This window comes from Staphylococcus sp. HMSC14D10 (assembly GCF_001808125.1).
Taxonomy (GTDB): domain Bacteria; phylum Bacillota; class Bacilli; order Staphylococcales; family Staphylococcaceae; genus Staphylococcus; species Staphylococcus haemolyticus.
This window is the reverse complement of sequence record NZ_KV792237.1, coordinates 182,186-199,757: the sequence shown is the minus strand read 5'-3', so window position 1 is coordinate 199,757 and position 17,572 is coordinate 182,186. Positions and strand designations below refer to the sequence as shown.

General features: G+C 32.1%; 20 protein-coding genes and 1 pseudogene. 7 read left to right on the top strand and 14 right to left on the bottom strand.

What is annotated here, in order from left to right; all coding sequences use genetic code 11:
- Positions 1-118 precede the first annotated feature (118 nt).
- Complete coding sequence (locus HMPREF3134_RS02810; protein WP_070440532.1) at positions 119-688, top strand: TetR/AcrR family transcriptional regulator; 570 nt, start codon at positions 119-121, stop codon at positions 686-688.
- Between the two features lie 40 nt (positions 689-728).
- Here HMPREF3134_RS02810 and HMPREF3134_RS12140 read toward each other — a convergent pair whose 3' ends face one another.
- Positions 729-902: a hypothetical protein gene (locus tag HMPREF3134_RS12140; protein WP_176744121.1), complete on the bottom strand. Its 174-nt coding sequence runs from the start codon at positions 900-902 to the stop codon at positions 729-731.
- Positions 903-967: 65 nt separating this feature from the next.
- Positions 968-2,137 (bottom strand): MFS transporter, encoded by a 1,170-nt coding sequence (locus HMPREF3134_RS02805; RefSeq protein WP_176744124.1) that lies wholly within the window; start codon positions 2,135-2,137, stop codon positions 968-970.
- 233 nt (positions 2,138-2,370) lie between these two features.
- Between HMPREF3134_RS02805 and HMPREF3134_RS02800 the strand changes: the two genes are divergently transcribed.
- A complete protein-coding gene (locus HMPREF3134_RS02800; protein WP_070440528.1) occupies positions 2,371-3,423 on the top strand; it encodes an LLM class flavin-dependent oxidoreductase in 1,053 nt (350 codons plus the stop codon).
- 19 nt (positions 3,424-3,442) lie between these two features.
- Positions 3,443-3,802, top strand: coding sequence for a DoxX family protein (locus tag HMPREF3134_RS02795; protein ID WP_037538195.1), 360 nt, complete (start codon positions 3,443-3,445; stop codon positions 3,800-3,802).
- 70 nt (positions 3,803-3,872) lie between these two features.
- Here HMPREF3134_RS02795 and HMPREF3134_RS02790 read toward each other — a convergent pair whose 3' ends face one another.
- The 4 genes and pseudogenes from HMPREF3134_RS02790 to HMPREF3134_RS02775 all read right to left on the bottom strand — a co-directional run bounded on the left by HMPREF3134_RS02790 (position 3,873) and on the right by HMPREF3134_RS02775 (position 6,769).
- Entirely contained in the window at positions 3,873-4,712 is an 840-nt protein-coding gene (locus HMPREF3134_RS02790) for an SDR family oxidoreductase (protein WP_070440526.1), read from the bottom strand.
- A 141-nt stretch (positions 4,713-4,853) separates the two neighbouring features.
- Positions 4,854-5,330 (bottom strand): peptide-methionine (S)-S-oxide reductase, encoded by a 477-nt coding sequence (locus tag HMPREF3134_RS02785; protein WP_070440525.1) that lies wholly within the window; start codon positions 5,328-5,330, stop codon positions 4,854-4,856.
- Between the two features lie 74 nt (positions 5,331-5,404).
- Positions 5,405-5,757: pseudogene (locus HMPREF3134_RS02780) on the bottom strand (hypothetical protein).
- Between the two features lie 67 nt (positions 5,758-5,824).
- Positions 5,825-6,769: a DUF4352 domain-containing protein gene (locus HMPREF3134_RS02775; protein WP_240565814.1), complete on the bottom strand. Its 945-nt coding sequence runs from the start codon at positions 6,767-6,769 to the stop codon at positions 5,825-5,827.
- Between the two features lie 217 nt (positions 6,770-6,986).
- Between HMPREF3134_RS02775 and HMPREF3134_RS02770 the strand changes: the two genes are divergently transcribed.
- From HMPREF3134_RS02770 to HMPREF3134_RS02760, 3 genes are read left to right on the top strand one after another with little or no spacing between them, the layout of a single operon-like run.
- On the top strand, positions 6,987-7,178 hold the full coding sequence (locus tag HMPREF3134_RS02770; protein ID WP_037538190.1) for a hypothetical protein: 192 nt from the start codon (positions 6,987-6,989) through the stop codon (positions 7,176-7,178).
- A gap of 21 nt (positions 7,179-7,199) precedes the next feature.
- Entirely contained in the window at positions 7,200-7,856 is a 657-nt protein-coding gene (locus HMPREF3134_RS02765) for a response regulator transcription factor (RefSeq protein ID WP_053036069.1), read from the top strand.
- A 3-nt stretch (positions 7,857-7,859) separates the two neighbouring features.
- Positions 7,860-8,858 (top strand): sensor histidine kinase, encoded by a 999-nt coding sequence (locus HMPREF3134_RS02760; RefSeq protein ID WP_037552131.1) that lies wholly within the window; start codon positions 7,860-7,862, stop codon positions 8,856-8,858.
- A gap of 327 nt (positions 8,859-9,185) precedes the next feature.
- On the opposite strand, the gene HMPREF3134_RS12385 is transcribed toward HMPREF3134_RS02760, so the two are convergent.
- The 3 genes from HMPREF3134_RS12385 to HMPREF3134_RS02750 all read right to left on the bottom strand — a co-directional run bounded on the left by HMPREF3134_RS12385 (position 9,186) and on the right by HMPREF3134_RS02750 (position 11,637).
- The gene (locus HMPREF3134_RS12385; RefSeq protein WP_256262255.1) at positions 9,186-9,929 is read right to left on the bottom strand and encodes a glycosyltransferase family protein; all 744 of its coding nucleotides are present in this window, start codon (positions 9,927-9,929) and stop codon (positions 9,186-9,188) included.
- Positions 9,930-9,965: 36 nt separating this feature from the next.
- Positions 9,966-10,325, bottom strand: a complete 360-nt coding sequence (locus HMPREF3134_RS12380; RefSeq protein ID WP_256262254.1) for a glycosyltransferase family protein — start codon at positions 10,323-10,325, stop codon at positions 9,966-9,968.
- Positions 10,326-11,154: 829 nt separating this feature from the next.
- Positions 11,155-11,637 carry a GNAT family N-acetyltransferase gene (locus HMPREF3134_RS02750; RefSeq protein ID WP_053036071.1) on the bottom strand — a complete coding sequence of 161 codons (483 nt, stop codon included), beginning with the start codon at positions 11,635-11,637 and terminating at the stop codon, positions 11,155-11,157.
- Between the two features lie 212 nt (positions 11,638-11,849).
- Between HMPREF3134_RS02750 and HMPREF3134_RS02745 the strand changes: the two genes are divergently transcribed.
- Positions 11,850-12,680, top strand: a complete 831-nt coding sequence (locus HMPREF3134_RS02745; protein WP_070440523.1) for an LPXTG cell wall anchor domain-containing protein — start codon at positions 11,850-11,852, stop codon at positions 12,678-12,680.
- Between the two features lie 129 nt (positions 12,681-12,809).
- Here HMPREF3134_RS02745 and HMPREF3134_RS02740 read toward each other — a convergent pair whose 3' ends face one another.
- The 5 genes from HMPREF3134_RS02740 to HMPREF3134_RS02720 all read right to left on the bottom strand — a co-directional run bounded on the left by HMPREF3134_RS02740 (position 12,810) and on the right by HMPREF3134_RS02720 (position 17,281).
- Positions 12,810-13,187: a magnetosome magnetite crystal formation protein family gene (locus HMPREF3134_RS02740; protein ID WP_070440521.1), complete on the bottom strand. Its 378-nt coding sequence runs from the start codon at positions 13,185-13,187 to the stop codon at positions 12,810-12,812.
- A 458-nt stretch (positions 13,188-13,645) separates the two neighbouring features.
- Entirely contained in the window at positions 13,646-14,473 is an 828-nt protein-coding gene (gene phnE, locus HMPREF3134_RS02735) for a phosphonate ABC transporter, permease protein PhnE (RefSeq protein ID WP_070440519.1), read from the bottom strand.
- Positions 14,470-15,270 carry a phosphonate ABC transporter, permease protein PhnE gene (gene phnE / locus HMPREF3134_RS02730; protein WP_011274649.1) on the bottom strand — a complete coding sequence of 267 codons (801 nt, stop codon included), beginning with the start codon at positions 15,268-15,270 and terminating at the stop codon, positions 14,470-14,472. Before phnE (HMPREF3134_RS02730) ends, phnE (HMPREF3134_RS02735) begins: the two co-directional genes overlap by 4 nt.
- A gap of 1 nt (position 15,271) precedes the next feature.
- Positions 15,272-16,045, bottom strand: coding sequence for a phosphonate ABC transporter ATP-binding protein (gene phnC, locus HMPREF3134_RS02725; protein WP_011274648.1), 774 nt, complete (start codon positions 16,043-16,045; stop codon positions 15,272-15,274).
- Between the two features lie 276 nt (positions 16,046-16,321).
- Positions 16,322-17,281, bottom strand: coding sequence for a phosphate/phosphite/phosphonate ABC transporter substrate-binding protein (locus HMPREF3134_RS02720; protein ID WP_070440517.1), 960 nt, complete (start codon positions 17,279-17,281; stop codon positions 16,322-16,324).
- Positions 17,282-17,572: the final 291 nt, after the last annotated feature.

Here is a 17,572-nt window from a genome sequence, read left to right as displayed (position 1 = left end):
TAAACAAATTTAAACGTGGTATCAGTTGTTATGTTTGGAAAAATCAACTTTATTGTGATAAATTACTCTTATTACGTCAGGCTATCTGACTAGATTAAATATATAGGAGAATCAGATAATGCCGTCAGCAAATCAAAAACGTATGATTAAACATATTCATGAAACAGTGTTTATACTTTTACATGACTATCATTTTGATGAAATCACGGTTCAAAAAATATGTGATATTGCAGAAATCAACCGCAGTACGTTCTACAGATACTTCCAAGATAAATATGAATTACTCTACACTTTACCTGACTTTATTACACAACAAATTATAGCTAAAGATGACACATCAGCAGACATTACAACCCCTGAATCATTTGAAGACTTTATCTATTACATTGGTAATAATAAAAAGATTTTCAAACATCTATTAGTTTCGTCTCGACAGGCAGATGTATTTAGAAGTTTAACGAATGTGAGTCGCGAAATGATGTTAAATAACTCAACTCGTAAGCGCGCCCCCTTAGCGCAAAAGATTAGAGAAAGTAAACATCCTGAAATTGTAGCTGATTTTTACAGTAGTGGCGTAATAGAAGTACTACGACGTTGGGTAGAAAATGACTATAACTATACAGTTGAAGAAGTGTTTGAAACATTAAATAATGTGCTTGAAACGTCATTATATTGTTATGATAAATAAAAGCAATCTCACATAAATTAAGAGTGAGATTGCTTTTTTGTCATTTGCGTTTTTTAACGTCTACTGTCTTGTAAACCATAAAAATACTATTAGCTATGATTAATAATGCTAGAATGACCATTGGCCAAATACCTATATTAATCATATTAAATATAATGAGTACTATAATCAAAATAAGATTTAATGCGTTTGAAATCATTAATGATTTATCCACTGAAACCACCTCTTATTACGTTATAACCTAATTCACTAAATTTAATTAGAAATTGGTTACCTCAATTAATATTTCCTACGTGGCATGCATAGTGCAATCATAATAGCGATAATACCAATCATAGCTATAATGTTAAATTGTACTGTGAAACTTGAAATCGTATTTAAGACAATGCTTAGAATAGGTGCAATCGCAGTACCTAAGAATAAAATAAATGTGTTTACTGATAAGAAGAACCCTTGGTTACCTCGAACAGTTAAGCCTACTTTAGAAATTGTTGATGGAATTGCGAAGGCGATACCACTTACAAACAGCACACTCCAAATAATTAGTAACACGATGTTTGTTGTTACAGACATTAAGATAAGTGCTACTGTACTCACAACTAATGAACTTAAAATAAGATTTTTAACACCTATGCGATCACTGATTCGTCCTGCAATTAGGGACAACAACATACCAATAATACCAAACAGTTTAGCATTAATCCCAGTTGTTTCATCCCCACCAATTGTATCGGAAGTGACGTAATGATTAAACACTGTATACATACTAATAAACATCGTCAACAATGTTAGCGACACCCCATAGCATAAGAGCACGGCTTTATTCGTTTTAAAATCACTAAAATTATTAAAGAATTTAAGTAATTGGATGTTGGGGTTCTTCACAGGACTTTCAGGAATTTGTCTATGAATAACGAAAGCTAAGATGATATATAGCACCGTTAAAGTGAAATAAACCATATGCCAATTTGAAAAACCTACTATGATCTCACTTAAATTTTGACCAATAATCCCTGATAACATGAAACTCGTACTGATGAAACTAATCGCAGTCATACGTTTGACCGGTGAATAAGTTTCTGTCACGTATGTGATAGATACTGGTGAAAAGGCAGCAGCAAATATACCTTGTATCGCTCTTAAAACGACCAGTATTGCGAAAGAATGTACAAAACCTATAACCATACAAATCATTACAAGCCCACAAATTCCAAATAATATGGTGCGAATTCTCCCATATTTTTCTGAAATAGTCCCATAAAACAAACAACTTACTGAATATGTAACGGAAAATGCAACACCATTTAAAGTTGCAACTGATTGTGGAATTTTAAAGTCTTTAGCAAACTCTGCAGTTAATGGAATTGCCGTATATAAACTGCTCATTACTATAATTCCTGCAATAAAGAATATGGTTGTTATTTTGTTATAATTCATTGTTTTTTGGATAGACATTTGCTTCTCCCTTCTTTTTATTTTCTACAACATTCCTATTATGACACTTTCACCTATTTTCCAAAAGACTATTTGAAATTGACAAAATACTTTTAAAGTTCTTTCATTTAAAAATCACATATTCGCTTTTTAAAATAAAAATCTCTAATTCGAAGCATTTCTATTGACTAATCTTAAAATAAGGACTACAATTCTAGTATAAAATTTATACCAATGAAGGTGACGTGTTGAAAATAGAATTAGGATTGACTTCATTTGCAGATAATGGAGATATGGTTATGCCTGATGGTACACAAGCTGCTGTTTCAAATGCTCAGAGAATTCGCGATATTGTAGAAGAAATTGAACTAGCTGATCAATTAGGATTAGATATATATGGATTAGGTGAACATCATCGTCCTGATTATGCTGTATCAGATCCAGTGACCGTACTTGCTGTTGCAGCATCAAGTACTGAGCATATTAAATTGTCATCTGCAGTAACTGTGTTATCATCAGATGACCCAGTACGTGTGTATCAACGATATGCGACATTAGACGCCGTATCTAATGGACGTGCTGAAATTATGATTGGACGAGGGTCATTCATCGAATCTTTTCCATTATTCGGTTATAATTTAAATGACTACGAAGACCTATTTAATGAAAAGTTGCAATTATTACTAAAAATCAACGAACATGAAGTTGTAAGTTGGGATGGTAAATTACGTCCAAGTTTCGACCCAACAGGTATTTATCCACGTGTCGAACATGGTAAGTTACCTATTTCCATAGCAACTGGTGGTACACCTGAATCATCATTAAGAGCTGGCGCCTTTGGGTTACCAATAACGTATGCGATTATTGGTGGTAATCCTAGACGATTTACACGCCATATTGAGATTTATAAATCTGTCGCAGAATCTTACGGTCATAATCCAGACGAATTATCCGTATCGGTACACTCATGGGGATACATCGCTGAAACAGACGAGGACGCTAAGAAAGAATTCTTCCCTTCTTTAAAAGCACACCATGATATTTTAGGTCGTGAACGTGGATGGCCTAGCTTTGACGAGAGTATGTTTGAAAGAGAAGTAGGAAGTCAGGGCGCAATCTATCTGGGTAGTCCTGAGACAGTTGCCCAAAAAATTATTGAAACTGTTGAAACGTTAGGTCTTAACCGTTTTATGATTCATACACCTGTAGGTTCAATGCCTCATGAGTATGTAATGAAATCAATCCGTCTATTTGGCGAACGCGTTAAACCTATTGTTGATAAATATTTTGAAAACAAATAAAAAGGAGATTTTTTAAATTATGATTTTACGTTATGCTGCAAACTTAAAACTTGCTAAAGAATTATACACTGCTTCAAAACCTAAATTAAAAGGTGACCAAGAAATGAAAGATACATTCCAAAATGTATTCGGCTTACCAGAAAGCTCAGTTAAATTAGCTGGTACAGTAGAAGCTGCTGCCGCTGCTTTTTATGCTGCTAGTTTCTTAAACAAAAACTTATCTCGTTTAGGTTCAATTGCTACTTTCGGTGTATTAGGCGTTGCTGCTTACAAACACTTTGAAGCTGGACATGGTAAAGAAGGCGCTCAACACGCTTTAGACTTATTAGGTTTAGCTGCATTAAGCTTTGCTGATACTTTCGATTGCGATAACAAATAATATCGTTAAACTTTATAATATAAGAGTAGGACGTGCGATGACTATCATCACACGTCCTATTTTTTATTGTTCACTTTTTTAAAAATTCTGGGAAAGTTTGTGGTTTATCATGCACTAATTGTTCAAAATCATTTGAATGTTGATCAAGTAACCCTCTTGCACTTGCTTCGTACATTGATGCAAGCAATGCACCAAACCCTTTAGGTTCATCATACATTTCTGAGAACTTTTCCAAAGAAACAGGACTATATTCAATCTTAGAACCTGCTGCTTCAGACAAAATTGCTGCTAATTCTGTCATAGAATAACTATAGCCAGATAGTAAATATCTGTGTCCAAATTTATCTGGTTGTTGTAATAATGCTACGATACCTCTAGCAATATCATCTCTAGAAATATAATTAATACGGCCATCACCCGCTGGATAAATGAGTTTCCGCATATCTGCAAGTTCTGGTAAATAAGGTTTCAATGGATCCATATACATCGCCATTCTGACATAAGTATATTTAAGACCACTAGATGCAAGTAAACGTTCAGCGTAGCCAAAGTATGGACTCATATGGAAAGGATTATTATGTTGATCTGCATAGTATCCAATAAACATAATATGTGAGACATGTGCTTTATGAGCTGCACTAACTAAATTCTCCACTTCTGGGAGTCGCTTAAATGACGGATGAATGATACTCGGAATAAATATAACCGTATCAATACCTTTGAATGCACGAACCATACTTTCCTCATTAAAATAATCTAATTCTCTAACGCCTACTTTATCTTTCCAGTGTGATGGCATTTTATCTGGATTACGTATCCCAATATTAAAATCAGACACCTGTTCTTTAACTGCATGTTCAATGATATGTGACCCAAGATGCCCGGTTGCGCCTGTAAGTAAAATTGTCATTACTATCGCTTCTTTCTTTTATAATTTAATTACTTTCTATAGTACTGTATTGACCAAATTTGTCTGGATATACGTATTCTTAATGACATTGTTTCGAACTAACCTACACAAAATAGTGATTATTGTAACAGCTCATATTTTTCAAAGATATTTTTTCAACATGTCAGGCGTAACATGACAGTATGAGATATCCTCTGGATGTTTATCGAGTCTGTCTTGATGTTCCTCAGCACTTGCAACGTAATTATTTAAAGGTAACACTTCTACGGCAATTCGCTCTTTATCAGGTCGTTTTGAGATGAAGTCGCGTGCTTCTTCAAGATGCTTTCGTTCATCACTATAAATACCTGTACGATATTTGGGTCCTTCATCAACACCTTGTTTGTTAATACTATATGGATCTATAATCTCAAAAAGATAATTCATTAAGTCAGTAATTGATGTCTGCATAGGGTCGAATGTCGTTTTGACACATTCTGCATAGCCGTCATATTTGTCACTAAGTGTTTCAGATATCCCATTTGCACGTCCCGCTTCAGTCGATAAGACACCTGGCAATGTTTTTATAAACGCTTGAACTCCCCATAAGCATCCACCTGCAATGTACACAATTTCCATCTTTAACACCTCATTTCGAATCATAATTAAAAAAATAAAAGGAACTTTGTCATAGTTCCTTCTATTCTATCAAATTATTTCCTAACTAATGCGATAATTCCAGCAACGAGGATTAGAATACCTGATAAATAACCAAAAAATCCTAATATATATGAATTATTGCAGCAACAATAAGTATAATACTAATTAAAACACGTCTTTTATTAATTAAACAGCTTAATGTTAAAGTTATTGCTGATAAAATAATAGAGCTGGTTGCCACAATAGTCATTAATCCAACTAGTTCTGAACCATAACTTTTATCATAGTTTGTTAGAATTAGTGCAATCAATCCACCAATAATTCCAAATATATTTCCTGTTATTCCAAGAATCATTTCAATAATTCTGTTAGTTGGCTTAGGTTCATTCATATAATTATGTTCCATTGTTGTCTCCTTTTCTATGCTGCGTCATCTTCAGAAGAAGTATCTTCTGTATCTTCTGTTCCACTGTCTAATGATGAATCATCAGAACCAGGACCATTTGAAATGTCATCAGATTCAGATGCTTCATTTTCAGCTTATTCTGCTTGTTGTTGTTCATATTCTTCTTGAGCCAATTGGTCTTCATAATCTTGCATTGCTTTTTCGTATTCTTTTTCGCTTTAGCATTTTCTTTCTCATACAATGCTTCTACACGATCTTCTAATTGATTATACTCAATTTCTAACACATCTTTAGATACATGGTTCATCTTTTCACCATCAGTGAGTGAATTATATTCATCTACTAAAGCATTATACATATAAGCAGGATATGTCACGCCCAAGCCCGCTTGATCAGAATCATCATTTTCTTTTTTACTAGAAGATGTTGTATCTGATTCGTCCTCAACATCTGTAGTTGAGCTAGCCGAAGTATCTTTAGTGACATTTAAATTCTTAATTTCTGATTTATTAATAATCCATTGTGCCCTAACTTTGTTGAAATTAGGTACGGTATCTAATTCTAAAGTATAATGATCACTATCCGGTACATCATAAGTAATGTAGCCTGATGCAGTGTTATGCTGATTTAATTGGTGGCTAAATCCTTCATGCATATCTTCACTACCATACCATTCTTCATAATTCTCGTTATTTACTTTCATACTGAAATCAGTATTATCCATTAAAACTTGATCATCGTTATTATTTCTAAACTTTATGTATACTCTCAAGGCTTTGCCATTTACAGGCGCACTATACTCATCATGGTTATCTACGAATTCTACTTTAACTACTTTAATATCTACACCGTCATCATCCACGACTTGACCTATTTTAAATTTTTTCATTTTGTCTGTAGCTTTAGCCTTGTTATTGGCTTTTTCACCTTCTGCTTTATCTTTGTTGTCACTGAAGGAACATCTTCCTAAAAATACTAAAAATATAATACTTATAAAAAATAATCTTTTCATATTAGCCTCCTCATCTTTTTGTAAATTGAAAAGATACTATTTACATATATTTTTTTATACTTGATTTAAATTTTTTAGTGACATAAATAATTAATTGTTATCCCAACCTTTCATACTCTTTTATATGAATTTAAGAAGATAATACGAATTATTCATAACTTTTTCAGAATTAGTTTTTAAACTGGAATTACAAATTCAGATAAAGGAGTGCATATGAATGACTGGTATCATATCATCAGTATTATTACTCATTTCAATGGGGAGTTTAGCAGTAGCTTTTTTAACAGGAATATACGAAATACTTTCATGGTTAAGAGATAAAGATTATTCTCCTACATTTAAAATTCCCGTATTATTCTTTGGTTTATACGTGCTATTCTATATACCAACATTTATATTAATTAATTAATAAAACATGGAGGTGAAATATATGGAGGGGTTTCATATTTTATTAGTAGAAGACGATGAAACCATCGCTAAAAATTTAAAACAAATATTACAACAAAAAGGTGCACAGGTGACATTAGATAGAACTGGAGATAGCGTTTTTAACGTATTGAATGACGTTCATATCATTATTATGGATATTATGTTACCCAATAATGATGGTTTGTCTATCACTGATGGGATAAGAAGCATTTCTACTATACCTATTATTTATTTATCAGCAAGAGTTGATATCGATTCTAAAGTTAAAGGTTTGAATAATGGCGATGATTACCTTACCAAACCTTTCAATCCGAGAGAACTTATTTCTAGGATTAATAATCTTTTAACTATCCATTATGCTGATAAAGAGGCTCAATTTTATGAGTTTAAAGTTAATGCTAAAGACAAGATAATCAAATCTAATGATGGAAAGCAATTATCTTTAACTAAAACGGAACGTCGATTATTTTTCTATATGTATGAAAACAGAGATTTGATTTTAACTAAGGATCAAATTATTGATTACGTTTGGCAATTTGAATCCGCTTCTGAAAATACTTTGAACGCTTATGTAAAAAAATTAAGAACTAAGTTATTAGATTCTGGAACAATTATTGAGACAATTTATGGTATTGGTTATAGATTAAATGGGGGCTAATTTATGAGACTATTAAAAAAATACTATATGTTCATGGGATTGGGTTTATTATCGATACCTCTAGTTTTTTTAGCTATCAATAGTATGATACTACTATGTATTCTATTTATTGAAAAAGTCTTGGGTTATCCAATCGGTTTAAATTTTAAATCCAGTGGTCTTACAATAATTTTTTATATCTTTTTCTTCTTAATTCTAATTACTTTAGTTATTATTGCTTCACGCTATGTATATAAAATTGTGGATCGTTTACGTTTACTTAATGATAAATTATTAGACATTGCTAATAGTGACAAATTACCTAATAAATTAGACATACCTACTCATATAAATGACGAAATTGATGAAGTTGGCCAATCTATAAATATCTTAATAGACAGACTAAGATATAGAGAGTTAGAAATCATCGAAAACAAAAAGCAAGAACAAAATTACATTAATCAACTTGCCCATGATATTAATACGCCTCTAACTGCATTAAATTTAGAGTTATACCAACTCGGATTTCAATACCAAATTAATGATAATGATATAGAGTTATCTTATGAAAAGATAAACTATATTTCTAATTTAATTAAAGCATTACCTAACAAAGATGATATTTCTAGATTTTATACGTTTAACCACCAAGTTGATATACAAGCATGTATAAACACAACAATTGATAAATGGCACTATCTATTAGATTCAAAGAACATTCTAACCATTCTAAATGTTGAAGGTAACCCTATTTATTGGCTTGGTGACCAATTATGGTATGAGCGCTTATTTGATAACATTATTTCTAATATTTATAAACATTCTGATTCATCGCGTATTACCATTTTTCTAAACGAGGATTATATTACTATTCAGGATAATGGTATTGGCTTTAATGATATGTCTACTAAATCTAAAGGTTTAACTATTATTAAAGATATTTGCGAAAGATTCTCTTTAAAATTAAATATTAAATCTGATTCTAACGGTACTATAATCACTATTGAAAACAACAGAGAGTAATTATTTATATAAATCATTTATTTGTTAAAACTAGATATACTTTCTTAAAAATTGTTTTAAATTAAAACTACATAAGAAACATAAGCGTTCACATTCTTTCGTGTGTAGTTCTAAGATAGATTACGAAACATAGTTGCGAAGACTCCTAGGGGAGCATCCCAACTAAAGTGGAATGATGAACCTAAGTGCTATGACACACCAGGAACGCGTATCAACTTATTTGAGTAATCATCTATCTAAGAATACCTTTACAAAACAAAAAAGCTTTTGAATAAAAGTAGACTTTTTGTAAGTCTTCATTTATCTCAAAAGCTTTATTATCCTCATTTAATGATTTAACGCATTCGTAATGACATTTTTAAACGTAGTTTCTTCAATACGATTATTCTGTTCTTGTTGTGCATTGACTCGCTCTTTAAATACACTTGGTTCCTTAACAATTTCATTTAATATATCAATTAATTGTTGAGGTTCGTCTTGCTTTGCAATATTCTTTTTAGCAATAAATGAACGACGATGCGCAGTTTCATCATAAGCCAAAATTAATTGATTATGGAGCATTGCACGTTCAATAGCATTAACGATTTCTCCACCTTTATTGATATCTAAATAAACATCACATGTTTGGAATAATTGATCAATCTTCGCTTGGGTGATTGTTGGATAAAGTTTAACGTTATCATATTTACCCAAGCCCATTAATTTAGCTGACATTTCGGTAATAGCACCAATATGAAATTCATAATCTTCACACTGTCGTATAATTTCTTCTAAATTGGGAAGATCATCAGAATTCGTTAAATTAAGTACTTGCTTGTTATAATTATTAGACTTCTGATAATCATACAAGTAGCCCAATTGACTGATGAAAGGACGATACTGCGCCTCAACATTTGATGTAATAGCCTCAAATTCTGCACTATCTGGGATAATTACTTTTGAATTCAGCGTCTCTTTATCTAACAATAACTTCATATTTCCCGGGACATTACTATGACTTTGTTCTTGCCAGAATAACACTGCATTCGACATATGATTCGATTGATATAACACGAAAAATGGTGTTGCCAATGAATTGATGAAGACAGTTGAAGTATCAACATCTATTTAGTCTAAATAGAAGCTAATGAAGTCTTGTTTTGACGCAAAGAAATGCGATTGACCTTGCCAATCTAATATAATATCTTTTGTGACAAAGTTTTCATATAATACTTCTTTCCCTTGACGATCGACGTAAGTCTTCAAGATGGGCTTTTTATTTAAATCATATACCGTTTCCGCAAATTTAAATCCATCTTTGTTATAAAAATCGACCGAACGCAAACGGTCCTTTGTATCAAACCACTCCACAAAACTCACAATTCGATTTTTAAAATGCTCGCGATAAAATATTCGCCCTCTTACATTACCATTATCTATAATTTCTGCATGATTATAATTACCTTTAATTTCCCATAATGGTGGCACTTGAACCTCATTAAAAAAGCTGGTTTATCGTCATCGTTTCGTTTATAATTTGCAAAAAATTGATACGGCGTCATGACGTTATCGGGTAAAAAACCGTCATCATCCATTACAATGGTCTCATGTTTAAATCCTGCAAATTGAAGTGATTGTTGAAGTTTTTGTGATGCTTCATCAAATATTTCAAATAAATTACACTTACTTCCCAATTGACTAATTGACCACAATTAATTTGAATGTACATCATTATAATTCACTTTACATGTAAATTGCAACAGAATTAGAACATCTATATATATATAGTTTTTCTAGGTTTCATTGCACAAAACTCAATAACATTCAATCATCTATTCAAAATTGATTTTAGTGTTAATCTTGCAATACGTATATGAAGCTTGATTTAATAAGATATAATGGCAAAAATAACCTCAACCAATAAACATAACCACTTCAATGATTAGGGTTAAAATTCATTAAACTGCATGTAAATACATAGAATTAAACTATATAACAATTTTGTAACTATCCTAATTTTATTCATCGTATTTAAAATAAGAATGTATTGAAGAATTATTATTGAATACAGAATATTTAAGTTGAAATAGAACTAGTTTCCTCTTATTAAAATATAGTTTTCTTATACTTTTAAAATTGAAATTTAAAAATTAATCAAAAAGCTTTAAGAAGAAAGTATTATTTAATTACTGGAGTGAATGTCCAAAGAGGGAAATATCTATTTAAAATGTGAGAATAAAAAATGTTAGAACACTCAAGAAATAAATTAAACATAATATAGATTTAAGGTTGAAACGTATTCGTCTCAACCTTATCCTTACACTTCTTTAACCATGTTATACCACTTTATACCAGCATGTTGTGAGGTTGACTCTCCCTCATTGTTGTAGCCATAACGTTCATACAATGACACTAAAGCTTCTCGACATGTGAGTGTCACACCGCATCTTAATTGTTGCTTCGCCAGTTTCTCAAATTGCTCTAACAGTTTGCCCGCAATCCCTTGTCCTTGATAATCTTTGTTAACGACTAGACCTAATACACTAAGATAACCACCACTGTTAGGGTTGGATTGAATCTCTTCAAATAAGTCGTCGGTTATATATCGTTGATTAATTACAGGTCCATTAATATATCCGATTATGCGTCCTTCCTTTTCAGCGATAATGAATGTATCAGGTATTTTATTGATTCTCTGTTTCAAAGTTTTTGGCGTTGCCGCTTCATCTGGCGTAAAGCTCTCATTTTCAAGTTTAATAAGTGAGAACAAGTCTTCTTCTGTAACTTTGCGTAATTGCATTAAAACACCCTCTCTTAGTTTCAAAAAGTTGATTATATAATAGCTTACGCTTGTCTTAAATAAATGTATGACAAAACTGTCATTCAGTTGATAGAAGATATTAAGGTTTAAATTATTATGTTAAGTTATAAATATACATATTTATGATATTTTTAATTATTAAATAATCATCTTTATGTATGAAGAATGCTTTTTACTAAGGAGTGAATAAATTGATTAAAAGACGTTTTAAATATGCTTTTGGAACAACATTGGTAACATCATCACTATTACTTATGTCACACGGCCATGCTTTTGCAGCAACAAATAACATTGACCAAGCGTTCAACCATGATAACAATGGTCAACCAATTACATCCCAAGATAATAACAACAATGTAGATCCTGGATTTAACCACGATGTTGATGACAATAACGATACTGATCCTGGGTTCAATCATGATGTAATTAACAATAATGACGCTACTAAACACCAAGCTGAAGATAACGACATGGGATTCAATGGCTATGCTGAGCAAAATGGTCTAGTTAAACAAACATCTAAGTCTAATTCTCAACAAGATCCTACTAAACACCAAGCTGAAGATAATGACATGGGATTCAATGGTTATGTCGAGCAAAACGGTCTAGTTAAACAAACATCTAAGTCTAACTCTCAACAAGATCCTACTAAACACCAAGCTGAAGATAATGACATGGGATTCAATGGCTATGCTGAGCAAAATGGTCTAGTTAAACAAACATCTAAGTCTAATTCTCAACAAGATCCTACTAAACACCAAGCTGAAGATAATGACATGGGATTCAATGGCTATGCTGAAAAGCATCATTTAGTTAAACAACAAGATCAATCACCAAAATCACAAATGAATTCGACACTTAGTAAACAAGCAACTCGTTCTCAAGAAACGAGTCAAACTTCATTACATCACGAATTACCTATGACAGGTGAACGCGCCTCAACGACAACGTTTGTTTACAGTTTTATAGCTTTCATATTAGGCGTAGGTGTCATTAGTCTCAGACGTAAATTTTCGAAATAAGCAATAACTATATTTTTCTAATTATCTGTTACTTTTATTACTAGAGCATTTCTTTTATGCATATGAAAATGAAGAGGCTATCATTAAAGGTGTATTAACCTATAAGCGATAGCCTCTTTTTTATAACTTCTAAACTAATAATAATTTAATGCCTCTAATAATATTTTTAATGAACAAATAAACGCCTACTACCACCAATACAACTGCAATTGTCCATGAGCCAAATACAATCCAGCTTTCTGTATTAGTTGATGCATTGCCCATAACACTAGCAGATAGCATCAATGCTAATGGCGCTAATGTAAAGCAAACCCAAGTAAGTATATGGTTAAATAAAGCTTTACGTGCATGAGTTGATACAGATTTGTCAGCGATAATCCACATTACAATAGGTAATAGTATCGGTGCAAAAAACACACTTAAATAACTTATAGATGATGCAATATTTTCATTTCTACTACCATAGAATTCATCGTTTCTATATTTATTACTATTTACATTTTCCATATTTACTCACCTCACTTATATATAAACATATAAAATAGGAGACTTTTAGGAAAAGCGTCCAAAATTACAACTCTGTAAGTTTCGGATAGTTTATAATTTTGTAGAAATGTGAGACATAACTATGGCAAATAAATTAGTGAATGAATGCTTAAAATTTATATCTTAATGCAATAACATTTCAAAGCAGTTAGAACACAATGCTGTAATTCATCGACAAGGTTATAATGCTGACAAACGTGATGCTTATGCTGCGATGTCAAAAAGGTTCGTCATTCCTACAATGAAGTCAAAATCATTTTTGAAAACACTTTACATAGGGTTTTTAAAACATAAAAAATAAACCATGGTAATGGGACGCCACTCATATCAAATGCATTGTCCTATCCCCATGGTATATTTTAAACATTTAGAGTATCGAGCCGATTAAATATACTTTAATATTTACTCGACTCTCTCATCTATACAATTCGCTTACGTATTGCTCCTGAAATTAAGTCAACAATTGCTACCATAATAACTAATCCGATTAATATGATACCTACCCTGTCCCAAGAACGTGTTTGAAGTGCAAAAATTAATGGTGTACCGATACCTCCAGCACCGATAAGTCCTAGAATCGAGGCAGAACGTAAATTCAATTCAAAGCGATATAACACAAGCGATAAAAATGATGGTAATATCTGTGGTATAACTGCAAAGATCAAAGTTTTCGTCTTGTTAGCACCACTTGCTTTCAATGCTTCGACTGACGTGAAATCTAACCTTTCAATATCTTCAACGAATAATTTTCCTAGCATCCCTACTGAATGTATACCTAAAGCTAGTACACCTGAAAATGACCCCGGACCAACCGCTTTAATGAAAATTAGAGCCATAACAATCTCTGGAAATACACGTATCACACTTAATATAAATTTAGTGATACCGGTTACTGGACGAATTTTGATTAAATTCTGTGCACCTAGAAAGGCAAATGGAATACAGATAATAGCTGCAATAAACGTACCAATCACCGCAATCGCAAACGTTTCAAGTAATCCACGTAATAAATCTTCACCAGCAGGAATATATACATAACCCCAATCCGGATGAAAAAGTCCGTGAAAAATAGATTTTAAAATTTCAATGGATTTGAATTTTAATTCTAATGCGGGCATTCCTACAAAACCCCATGCAATAATAGCCAAAACAACAATTGCAATCATCCAATTTTTAATTACTTTTTGCTTATGCTTTTTTGATTTAATAGGAAACTTTTGTTCTAAATTATCTTTATTTTGTGTCATGCGAGTTGTTCCCTCACTTTCGAGCTTACATAGTCAATTATGACAACAATAACTAATGTAAATAGAATAATCATCGCAGTTTTAGGATATTGGAATAAGCCTAAAGTAGAATCATAGAACAATCCAATACCGCCAGCGCCTACAAGACCAAGTACCGCTGAAGCACGAATGTTAATTTCAAAAGCGAACAACACATATGAGAAGAAAGTTGATAATATTTGTGGCACAACGCCGAAGACAATCCATTTCGTTTTATTTGCCCCAACTGCCGTCATGGCTTCCATTGGTCCTGGATCTATGGTTTCAAGTGCTTCATATAATAACTTTGCAATAACACAAATAGTTAAGATAAATAGTGCTAATACACCTGGAATTTGACCAATACCAAAGACAGCTACAAATATAGCTGCTAGTAATAAATCTGGTATCGTACGCACAATATTTAAAATAAAACGAGCGGGAATTGAAATCCATTTCGTTTTAACAATATTACTTGCACAGATTAAAGCAATTGGGATAGATACAATCGCGCCTAGAAATGTCCCAACAATAGCCATGCGAATGGTATCTAACATAGGTTTCAATATTGTATGTATATATGCCCAGTCTGGCGGTACCATTTGTCCAAAGAATGAACCAATTTGAGGTAAACCTACCATTAAATCGGCAAAACTAAAGCCAGTATATAAGAAACTCCATATTATTAAAGCTAATACTAGAAAAATAGTAAAACTCGTTTTAAGCGAAAACTTTTTATTCAAATATTCATCATATTTACTCGTTGTAGGTGTCGTCATATTATTCAACCCCTAGCTTCTCATCATCTTTAAGTTTACGACCGTAAATATCATTAAACACTTCTTCAGTTGCTTCACTTGCAGGGCCATCGAATACAAGTTCACCAGCACGAAGCCCTATAATACGCGTACCGTATTCAAGTGCTAAATCTACAAAATGCAAGTTAATAAGAATCGTAATACCTAATTCTTCATTTATCTTCTTTAAATCATCCATCACTTGTTTTGTTGTTAGAGGATCCAAAGATGCTACAGGTTCATCAGCTAAAATAATTGCTGGTTCTTGTGCTAATGCACGAGCAATTGAAATACGTTGTTGTTGACCACCAGACAATTCATCAGAACGTTGGTCGTATTTATCCAGAATATTCACTCGCTCTAAAGCATCCATGGCTTTTACTTTATCTTCTTTTGGAAAAAGACCTAACACCATCTTCCAAGTTGGATGATAGCCTACTCGTCCACTTAACACATTGCGTAATACAGATGATCGTTTTACAAGATTAAAATGTTGGAAGATCATCCCAATATTACGGCGCATCATTAGTAGATCATTACCTTTAGCTTTCGTAATCGATTTACCTTCAATAAGAATATCACCAGATGTTATATCATGAAGTCGATTAACTGATCTTAATAGCGTTGATTTCCCTGCACCTGACAAGCCTACGATAACTGCGAAATCTCCCTTTTCAATATTCAAATTGATGTCTTTTAGTCCTACATGCCCATTTGGATAAACTTTATTGACATCTTTAAATTCAATTTGACTCATTTAAATAGCACCCTTTATTTTTGCAAAGAAAGACGTGAGACAGAATTGTTAACGAATTCGTTTTCTTACCCCCGCAAGGAACACAAGAACTGAGAAAGCTAGATTTAAGAGCTATCTCAGTTCAGTCAGCTACTGCGAATTTGTTGAGTAGCCTCAAAAATATTATTTTCGACCTTGCTCCTCTTTGCTTTTATTAATCTACAATGTTCATTAGTCTAAGTTTAGATATATTGTGATAATATTAAAACTTCAATTTCGTTTAATGATGTTCTAATATTATTTCATATCTTGAACTTGTTTTTCATATTTTCTTACAATATCAAAGTCTGAATCTTTGGCATCTGTGTATCCTACATGAGAATATACTTCACTGATGATTTTGTGACCTTCTTTTGTTTTTGCGATATCTTTAAATGCTTTTTTAAGTTTATCTTGGAATTCTTTATCCATATCTGGACGAACTGAGATTGTGTCATTTGGAATAGGTTCTGTTAACTTAATAATCTTAGTGTCTTTAAATACGTTAGGTTGATCTTTTTTAACAATGTTACGTGCATCTTGGAATACTGCTGCCGCGTCAACATCACCATTGAGTAATGAAATAACCGCTTGGTCATGCCCTTTCACATTTACAATCTTCATATCTTTAGTAGCGTTAATGCCAGTCGCTTCTTTAAGTGTCGCAATTGGGAACGTGTAACCTGCTGTAGACGTTACATCTTGTAATGCGATTTTTTTACCTTTTAAGTCTTTTAAATCTTTAATTCCAGAATCTTTTTTGACCAAAATTTCTGATTTATAATCTTTAACTAATTTGTCTGAGTTAGACCCATCTTTGTTAACGCCATAACGTTGAGCTTGTAACAATAAATCTGCTGCTTTTTGATCATGTGCTAAAGTGTAAGCTGTTGGAGGTAAGAAACCTACATCTACTTTTTTAGACTTCATCGCTTCTACGATTGTATTGTAGTTAGTTGATACAGATACTTTTACTGGGATATCTAATTTTTTAGATAATAATTTTTCAAGTGGCTTTGCTTTCGCTTCAAGTGTGTCCGCGTTTTGAGATGGCACGAATTGCACTGTTAATTCTTTAGGTTTGTAACCATCTTTACCAGAATCAGAACCGCTGTCAGAACTTTTGTTGTTGCTATCTAATGAGCTATTATTTCCACATGCTGCCGCAAAAATAATAACTGTTAAAGCTAGCACTAAAAGATACTTCATTTGCTTCATAACTGTATTGCCCCCGTTCGATATGTATAAAATCGTGTAATTTGTCAATTTATATGACAATATAAGATTATCACAATATTAATTCAAATAATATTTAATTAATGTGAAATTTATATAAAATCTATTTATATCATTAAGATATTGTAAATAATTCCTAAAAATTCTTTTTAAATCTATTCTGTGTAGCTTTTATACTATAATTTTGCTATATAAAGATATAATTATTTTGAAAACGAATAATGATTGATTAACATGCATACCTTATAATTATAAATATTAATCACTGTCATT